General features: G+C 69.1%; 7 protein-coding genes. 4 read left to right on the forward strand and 3 right to left on the reverse strand.

Translation table 11 applies throughout. The features are described 5' to 3' along the window. Positions 1-18 precede the first annotated feature (18 nt). Together glp and OQ968_RS22995 are read right to left on the reverse strand one after the other, a co-directional pair. Entirely contained in the window at positions 19-1,224 is a 1,206-nt protein-coding gene (gene glp, locus OQ968_RS22990) for a gephyrin-like molybdotransferase Glp (RefSeq protein ID WP_324681765.1), read from the reverse strand. A 19-nt stretch (positions 1,225-1,243) separates the two neighbouring features. Then, entirely contained in the window at positions 1,244-2,194 is a 951-nt protein-coding gene (locus tag OQ968_RS22995) for an SDR family NAD(P)-dependent oxidoreductase (protein WP_324681786.1), read from the reverse strand. Between the two features lie 86 nt (positions 2,195-2,280). On the opposite strand from OQ968_RS22995, the gene OQ968_RS23000 reads away from it, so the two are divergent. Both OQ968_RS23000 and OQ968_RS23005 read left to right on the forward strand, forming a co-directional pair. Continuing rightward, on the forward strand, positions 2,281-2,754 hold the full coding sequence (locus OQ968_RS23000) for a VOC family protein (RefSeq protein WP_324681767.1): 474 nt from the start codon (positions 2,281-2,283) through the stop codon (positions 2,752-2,754). Beyond that, the gene (locus tag OQ968_RS23005) at positions 2,745-4,184 is read left to right on the forward strand and encodes an NAD(P)/FAD-dependent oxidoreductase (protein WP_324681769.1); all 1,440 of its coding nucleotides are present in this window, start codon (positions 2,745-2,747) and stop codon (positions 4,182-4,184) included. Before OQ968_RS23000 ends, OQ968_RS23005 begins: the two co-directional genes overlap by 10 nt. Before the next feature lie 76 nt (positions 4,185-4,260). Here the strand turns inward: OQ968_RS23005 and OQ968_RS23010 are convergent, their stop codons facing one another. Next, complete coding sequence (locus OQ968_RS23010; RefSeq protein ID WP_324681771.1) at positions 4,261-4,758, reverse strand: cupin domain-containing protein; 498 nt, start codon at positions 4,756-4,758, stop codon at positions 4,261-4,263. Between the two features lie 31 nt (positions 4,759-4,789). On the opposite strand from OQ968_RS23010, the gene OQ968_RS23015 reads away from it, so the two are divergent. Continuing rightward, positions 4,790-5,482, forward strand: a complete 693-nt coding sequence (locus OQ968_RS23015; RefSeq protein WP_324681773.1) for a M24 family metallopeptidase — start codon at positions 4,790-4,792, stop codon at positions 5,480-5,482. 178 nt (positions 5,483-5,660) lie between these two features. Beyond that, positions 5,661-7,286: a chaperonin GroEL gene (groL, locus tag OQ968_RS23020; RefSeq protein WP_324681774.1), complete on the forward strand. Its 1,626-nt coding sequence runs from the start codon at positions 5,661-5,663 to the stop codon at positions 7,284-7,286. Positions 7,287-7,579: the final 293 nt, after the last annotated feature.

A 7,579-nucleotide genomic window follows, 5' to 3' on the forward strand; every position in this document is an offset into this window, starting at 1 on the left:
TTACGGAGCCGCGCCCGGTCAGCTGAGATCCCAGACCTGCAGCTGGGTTCCGGCGGACACCTCGGTCACGTTCTCGGGAATGTCCAGCAGCCCGTTCGCCGACGCCAGCCACCGCAAATGGTGCGACGCCGGCGGGCCGTAGCTGGTGACGCTGCCGGTGGCGGCGTCGAGGATCGCGCGGCGGAACTGGCGCTTGCCGCGCGGCGACGTCAGCGACTCGGCGAGCACCGCGGGGCGGTGCGGGCGCTCGGGATCGGGCAGTCCCATGGCCGCCCGCAGCGCGGGGCGGATGAACACCTCGAAGGACACCAGCGCGCTGACCGGGTTGCCGGGCAGGGTGACGATCGTGGTGCCCGCGACGCGCCCGATGCCCTGCGGCATGCCGGGCTGCATCGCCACCTTGACGAATTCCACCCCCTGGTCGCCGTCCCGGCCGAAGGCGTCCTTGACCACCTCGTAGGCGCCGGCGCTGACACCGCCGCTGGTGATGATCAGGTCGGAGTCGGCCGCGTGCCGGTTCAGGATCGAATTGAACTGGGCGACATCGTCTTCCGCGGTCGCGACGGCGACCACGTCGGCGCCCGCCTCGCGGACGGCGGCGGCCAGCATGACCGAGTTGGACTCGTAGATCTGCCCGGGCCGCAGCGGGGTCCCGGGCGTCACCAGCTCCGACCCCGTGGATATCACCAGCACCCGCTGCCGCGGGATCACCGTCAGCCCCGCCATTCCCAGCGCCGCCGCCAGGCCGAGCACGGCCGGCGTCACGACCTGACCCCGGCGCAGCACGGTGGTGCCCGGCGCGACGTCTTCTCCCGCCCGCCGGATGTGCTTGCCGGCCTCGCGGGGACTTCGGATCGCCACCGTGTCCATGCCGCCGTCGGTGTCCTCGACCGGCACGACGGCCGTCGCGCCGGCCGGCAGCGGCGCGCCCGTCATGATCCGGTGCGCGGTCCCGGGCTGCAGCGTCAACGCGTCGGTGCGCCCGGCGGGAATGTCCTCGGCGACGGGCAGGACCACCGGGCGTTCGGGGGTGGCGCCCGCTACGTCCTCGGCGCGCACCGCGTAGCCGTCCATCGCGGAGTTGTCGAACACCGGCAGCGCCAGTTGCGCGACCACATCCTCGGCCAGGACCAGCCCCTGGGCGTCGGCCAACCCGACGGTGGCCGCCGGGCGAGCATGAATCATCCCGGATACAACGCGCTGGTGTTCGTCGACTGACCGCACCCGGCCATTATCGGCCCCGTCAGATCGGATAGCTGACGCCGGTGAGTCCTTCGGAGACGGTCCACAGCCGGCGCTGCAGGTCCTCGTCGTGCGACTGCGCGCTGGACCGCACGAGCTTGGGGTGGCCGCGCTGCTCGGCGAAGCCGTCGGGGCCGTAGTACTGGCCGCCCTCGACGGACGGGTCGGTGGCGGCCCGCAGCGTCGGCAGGGCGCCCATCGCCGGGCTCTGGAAAAGCACCGGCCCGAGGACGGCGCGCACGGGCTTGAAGATCCCCGGCAGGTAGCGCGCCAGCTCGGTGTTGGTGCCGCCGGGATGCGCGGCAACGGCGACGGTCTTCGCGTCGGGCCGCGCGGCCAGCCGGCGCTGCAGCTCGTAGGTGAACAGCAGGTTGGCCAGCTTGGACTGCCCGTAGGCGCCGATCCGGTCGTAACCGCGTTCCCACTGCAGGTCGTCGAAGTGGATCGAGGCGCGCAGCCGGTGGCCGAGGCTGCTGACCGTCACCACCCGCGAATCCCGCACGCCCAACAGGTGCTCGAGCAGCAGGCCGGTCAGCGCGAAATGGCCGAGATGGTTGGTGCCGAACTGCATCTCGAAACCGTCGGCGGTGAGCTGCTTGGGCGTCCACATCACCCCGGCGTTATTGATCAGCAGGTCGATGCGCGGGTAGGCCGCCTTGAGCGCGGCGGCGGCCGCGCGGACCGAGTCGAGCGAACTGAGGTCTAGCGCCTGCAGGGTGACGTCGATTTTTCGGGCCCCCTGGCCCCCGGCGGCCACGATCCGCGACAGCGCCGCGTTGCCCTTGTCGAGGTTGCGCACCGCGAGCACGACGTGCGCGCCGCGATAGGCCAACACGGCGGCCGTCTGGTACCCGATGCCGGTGTTGGCGCCGGTGACGATCGCGACGCGGCCGCTCTGATCCGGCACGTCGGCCTCCGACCATTTGCGGTTCCCGGTGTCGTTGGCAGCCATGGAAGCCATGGCCCAAAACATACCGAGCCGGAATTCGGCGCCGCCGCGCGGCGATGGGCGACGACGGGCGACGTAAAGTCGAGAACGTGATTACCGGGTTGGCCCACACCGGCGTGTGCGTTCCCGACTGCGAGGCCGCGGTGGCGTTCTACCGAGATGTGTTGGGCCTGCGTGTGCTTTCGCCGCCGTACGTGATGGCCGGTAACGCCATTCGCGACGACATGGGCGAGCTGGTGCCCGACCCCACGATGAAGGCGGCCATCGTCGGGTTCGACGACGGCAGCGACCGCGTCCTGGAGGTGATCGAGTACCTCAACGTCGAGGGCTCGGGCCGAGGGGCGGCCCTCACCGACCACGGGCTCTCGCACGTCGGGCTGATCTGTGAGGACATCGACGCCACGCGGGCCGAGCTGGAGGGCAAGGGAGTGCGCTTTCTGGTCGGCGGGATCGCCGACGTCGCGCGGGTCCGCACCACCTGGTTCGCCGACCCGTGGGGAGTGGTGTTCATCCTCGTGGAGAAGACCCGGCCCGGCCGACCCTATTTCGCGCAATGGGAGTGAACCGGACCGTCGGCATCATCGGCGCGGGCGCCGGCGGCATCGCGATGGGCATCCAACTCGTAAGCGCCGGTTACGAATTCACGATCTTCGACCGCGCCGACGGGTTCGGCGGCACCTGGCGCCACAACACCTTTCCCGGCGCGGCCTGCGACGTCCCGTCGCACCTGTACTCCTACTCCTTCGCACCCAACCCGCGGTGGAGCAAGACCTACGCCAACCAGCCCGAGATCCTGGCCTACCTGGAAAGGGTGGCCGCCGAGCATGGGCTGGGCCCTCACCTGCGGCCCCACACCACGATCGCCGCGGCGCGCTGGTCGGACACCCACAAGCGCTGGACGCTGAGCACCGGCGACGGCGAGCAGCATCACTTCGACGTGGTGGTGAGCGCCGTCGGGATGCTCGACGTGCCCAACATCCCGGATATCCCCGGGGCGCAACGGTTTCGGGGCCGCCGATTCCATTCGGCGCGCTGGGATCACAGCAAGTCGACGGAAGGGGAGCGGGTCGCCTCCATCGGGACCGGGGCCAGCGCGGTGCAATACGTGCCCGCGATCGCGCCAAAGACGGCCCACCTCACGGTGTTTCAGCGCACCCCGATCTGGATCGCCCCGCGGTTCGACTTCCCGTTCACCCCCGAGCAGCACGAGGAGTTCGAACGCCACTCCGAGATGGCGCAAAAGCTGCGCGACGAGGCGTTCGACGCCTACGAGTCGTCCAGCTTCGACGTCGACGCCGCGCAGACCCGCGAGGCCACCGAGCTCGCCCGCAGCTACCTGGCGCGCAAGGTGGCCGACCCCGAGCTGCGGGCCAAGCTGACGCCGGACTACCCGGCCGGCTGCAAGCGCCCGCTGATGTCGCGCGACTGGTACCCGACGTTCGCGCTGCCGAACGTCAGCCTGGAGACCACCGCCATCGCCGAGCTGACCGAGCGCGCGGTGCGCACCGTCGACGGCGTCGAACACCGCGTGGACACCGTCATCTACGGCACCGGGTTCAAGGCCGCCGACTACCTGTCCAGCATCGACGTGTACGGCACCGGCGGCCGCCATCTCCGCGAGGACTGGCGCGACGGCGCGGAGGCCTACCTGGGCACGCTGATCGCCGGGTATCCGAACTTCTTCACGCTCTACGGCCCGAACACCAACGGGGTCAACTCGATCCTGTACATCCACGAGGCGCAGACCACGTTCATCCGCCACATCCTCGAGGTGATGGACGGCCGCGGCGCGCGCACCGTCGAGGTCACGCCCGAAGCGCAGCGCCGCTACAACGACGAGATCCAATCGGCCATGCAGGGCAAGGTGTGGCTGGCGTGCACCAACTATTTCCGGCATCCCAGCGGCAAGGTCGTCACCCAGCTGCCGTACAGCGGCCGGACCTTCTTCGAACGCACGCGGGCGATGATCCCCGGCGACTACCGGCTGAGCTGAGACCGCGAGCAGACGCAAAGGCACCTCATTTCGGCACGAAATGGGTGCCTTTGCGTCTGCTCGCGGGGAGACCGGACTACTGGATCCAGTAGTTGTCGTGGCGGACGAACCACTCCCGGCGTTCGTCGTCGGTCATGTCGGCCAGCGCGGCGAAGCCCTCGAAGTAGGCCTCGCGGGGCGCGCCGGGCGCGAACAGCATCAGGATCGACGCGGCGTCGTCGGCCTCGTTGCGGAAACCGTGCACGCCGCCCGGCGGGACGTAGAGGAAGTCGCCCTGGTGGCCGTCGACCCAGTCGGTGCCGTCGTAGAGCTTCATCGTCCCGGAGAGCACGAAGAACGCCTCGGACATGGCGCGGTGAAAGTGCGGCCCCGGGCCGCCGCCGCGGGGGCTGATGTCGACGCGGTACAGGCCGTAGTCGCCGTCGGTGGCCTTTTGGTCGGCCAGGTAGTGGTAACTCACCCCGATGGGCGATTGATAGTCCGGCGGCTCGTCGGCTCGCTTGAGCCAGGCACTGAGCTCCGGCTCGTCCTTGGTGTAGCGGGGCGGCGGGTAGGGCGGCACGACGAGGGACATGGTTTCCAGCCTGCCAGTTAGCATCGCGTGCGTGCAGCCCCCCGAAGACGTTCGCGTGCAACGGCTCCTCGACGCCCAGGACAAGGCGTCGCGACTGTTCGACGAGATCGAGCGGCGGGCCATGATCTGTCCCGGGGTCGGGGAGCGGGAGCTGTCCGACGAGATCCACGACCTGGCCGGCGAGATGTTCGGCGTGACCCGGCACTGGCACCGGCGCATCGTGCGGGCCGGGCAGAACACGCTGCAGCCGTTCCGGGAGCGCCCGCCGGATCGGGTGATCGCCGCCGACGACGTCGTCTTCCTCGACCTGGGTCCGGTCTTCGAGGAGTGGGAGGCCGATTTCGGGCGGACGTTCGTGCTCGGCGACGACCCGCACAAGGCGGCGATTCGCGATGCGCTGCCCCGGGTGTGGGAGGCCGGCCGCGAGCACTTCGCGAGCCACCCCGAGATCACCGGCGCCGAGCTGTTCGACCACGCCGTCGGGGCCTCCCGCGCCGAGGGCTTCGAGTGGGGCAGCCCCATCGCCGGGCACCTGATCGGCGAGTTCGCGCACAAGAAGATCGCCGGACCCGGCGTCGAGTGGTACATCATGCCCGGGTCGACCAAACCGATGCGCCGCACGGATCCCCGCGGCCGCGCCTGCCACTGGATTCTCGAGATCCACCTCGTCGACCGCCGGCGCGGCTTCGGTGGCTTCTACGAACAGCTGCTCGACCTGCCCTGAACCGGGGGCACCTCCTTGCACTCTCCATAGGCGAGTGCTAAGAATGACGTTGGCACTCGCGACCGGTGAGTGCTAGGTCGGGACGGTGAGACCAGGCCCAACGACAGCCCGGTCGTCCGTCGCGGGCACTGCACCCGGCCAGGACGTGTCATCCCCAATCCGGAGGAATCACTTCGCAATGGCCAAGACAATTGCGTACGACGAAGAGGCCCGTCGCGGCCTCGAGCGGGGCCTGAACAGCCTTGCCGACGCGGTAAAGGTGACGTTGGGCCCCAAGGGCCGCAACGTCGTCCTCGAGAAGAAGTGGGGTGCCCCCACGATCACCAACGATGGCGTGTCCATCGCCAAGGAGATCGAGCTGGAGGACCCGTACGAGAAGATCGGCGCCGAGCTGGTCAAGGAGGTCGCCAAGAAGACCGACGACGTCGCCGGCGACGGCACGACGACGGCCACGGTGCTGGCCCAGGCGCTGGTCAAGGAGGGCCTGCGCAACGTCGCGGCGGGCGCCAACCCGCTGGGTCTGAAGCGCGGCATCGAGAAGGCGGTCGAGAAGATCACCGAGACGCTGCTCAAGACGGCCAAGGAGGTCGAGACCAAGGAGCAGATCGCTGCCACCGCGGCCATCTCCGCGGGCGACCAGTCGATCGGCGACCTGATCGCCGAGGCGATGGACAAGGTCGGCAACGAGGGCGTCATCACCGTCGAGGAGTCCAACACCTTCGGCCTGCAGCTCGAGCTGACCGAGGGCATGCGGTTCGACAAGGGCTACATCTCGGGTTACTTCGTCACCGACGCCGAGCGTCAGGAGGCGGTGCTCGAGGAGCCCTACATCCTGCTGGTCAGCTCCAAGGTGTCCACGGTCAAGGACCTGCTTCCGCTGCTGGAGAAGGTCATCCAGGCCGGTAAGCCGCTGCTGATCATCGCCGAGGACGTCGAGGGCGAGGCTTTGAGCACCCTGGTCGTCAACAAGATCCGCGGCACCTTCAAGTCGGTGGCGGTCAAGGCCCCCGGCTTCGGTGACCGCCGCAAGGCGATGCTGCAGGACATGGCGATCCTCACCGGTGGTCAGGTGATCAGCGAGGAGGTCGGCCTGACGCTGGAGAACGCCGACATCTCGCTGCTTGGCAAGGCCCGCAAGGTCGTCGTCACCAAGGACGAGACCACCATCGTCGAGGGCGCCGGTGACTCCGACGCCATCGCCGGCCGGGTGGCCCAGATCCGCCAGGAGATCGAGAACAGCGACTCCGACTACGACCGCGAGAAGCTGCAGGAGCGCCTGGCCAAGCTGGCCGGCGGTGTTGCGGTGATCAAGGCCGGCGCGGCCACCGAGGTGGAGCTCAAGGAGCGCAAGCACCGCATCGAGGACGCGGTCCGCAACGCCAAGGCCGCCGTCGAGGAGGGCATCGTCGCCGGTGGTGGCGTGACCCTGTTGCAGGCGGCCCCGGTCCTCGAGGAGCTCAAGCTCTCCGGTGACGAGGCCACCGGCGCCAACATCGTCAAGGTGGCGCTGGAGGCTCCGCTGAAGCAGATCGCCTTCAACTCCGGGCTGGAGCCGGGCGTGGTGGCCGAGAAGGTGCGCAACCTTCCGGCGGGCCAGGGCCTGAACGCGGCCACCGGGGAGTACGAGGACCTGCTGAAGGCCGGCGTTGCCGACCCGGTCAAGGTGACCCGCTCGGCGCTGCAGAACGCGGCGTCCATCGCGGGGCTGTTCCTGACGACCGAGGCCGTTGTCGCCGACAAGCCGGAGAAGGCGGCCGCTCCGGCGGGCGACCCGACCGGCGGCATGGGCGGCATGGACTTCTAGGTCCCAGTCAGCGAAAGAGCCCGGTCTGCGTTGCAGGCCGGGCTTTTTCGTATGCGCCGCGCGTGGGGGATATGGACGTCCACCGCCGGCGTTCGGACCGCCCCGGCGTTGAGTGTGAACCTACGGCGTTGAGTGTGAACCTACGGCGTTGAGTGTGAACCTACGGCTTTCAGAGTGAACCTACGGCTTTCAGAGTGAAGCCACGGCGCGCTTCCGGCCTCGGCTTCAAGGGATGGATGCAACACATCTGATTGAGGAGTGTTGTTGTGACCCGTCCGGCGTTGAGATCTGTT

It is taken from the genome of Mycobacterium sp. 663a-19 (assembly GCF_035616495.1).
Classification (GTDB): domain Bacteria; phylum Actinomycetota; class Actinomycetes; order Mycobacteriales; family Mycobacteriaceae; genus Mycobacterium.

Excerpts from the sequence above, each read along its gene's own strand:
- groL (WP_324681774.1), top strand. The coding sequence starts at position 5,661 with ATGGCCAAGACAATTGCGTACGACGAAGAGGCCCGTCGCGGCCTCGAG.
- OQ968_RS23005 (WP_324681769.1), top strand. The coding sequence starts at position 2,745 with ATGGGAGTGAACCGGACCGTCGGCATCATCGGCGCGGGCGCCGGCGGC.
- OQ968_RS23010 (WP_324681771.1), bottom strand. The coding sequence starts at position 4,758 with ATGTCCCTCGTCGTGCCGCCCTACCCGCCGCCCCGCTACACCAAGGAC.
- OQ968_RS22995 (WP_324681786.1), bottom strand. The coding sequence starts at position 2,194 with ATGGCTGCCAACGACACCGGGAACCGCAAATGGTCGGAGGCCGACGTG.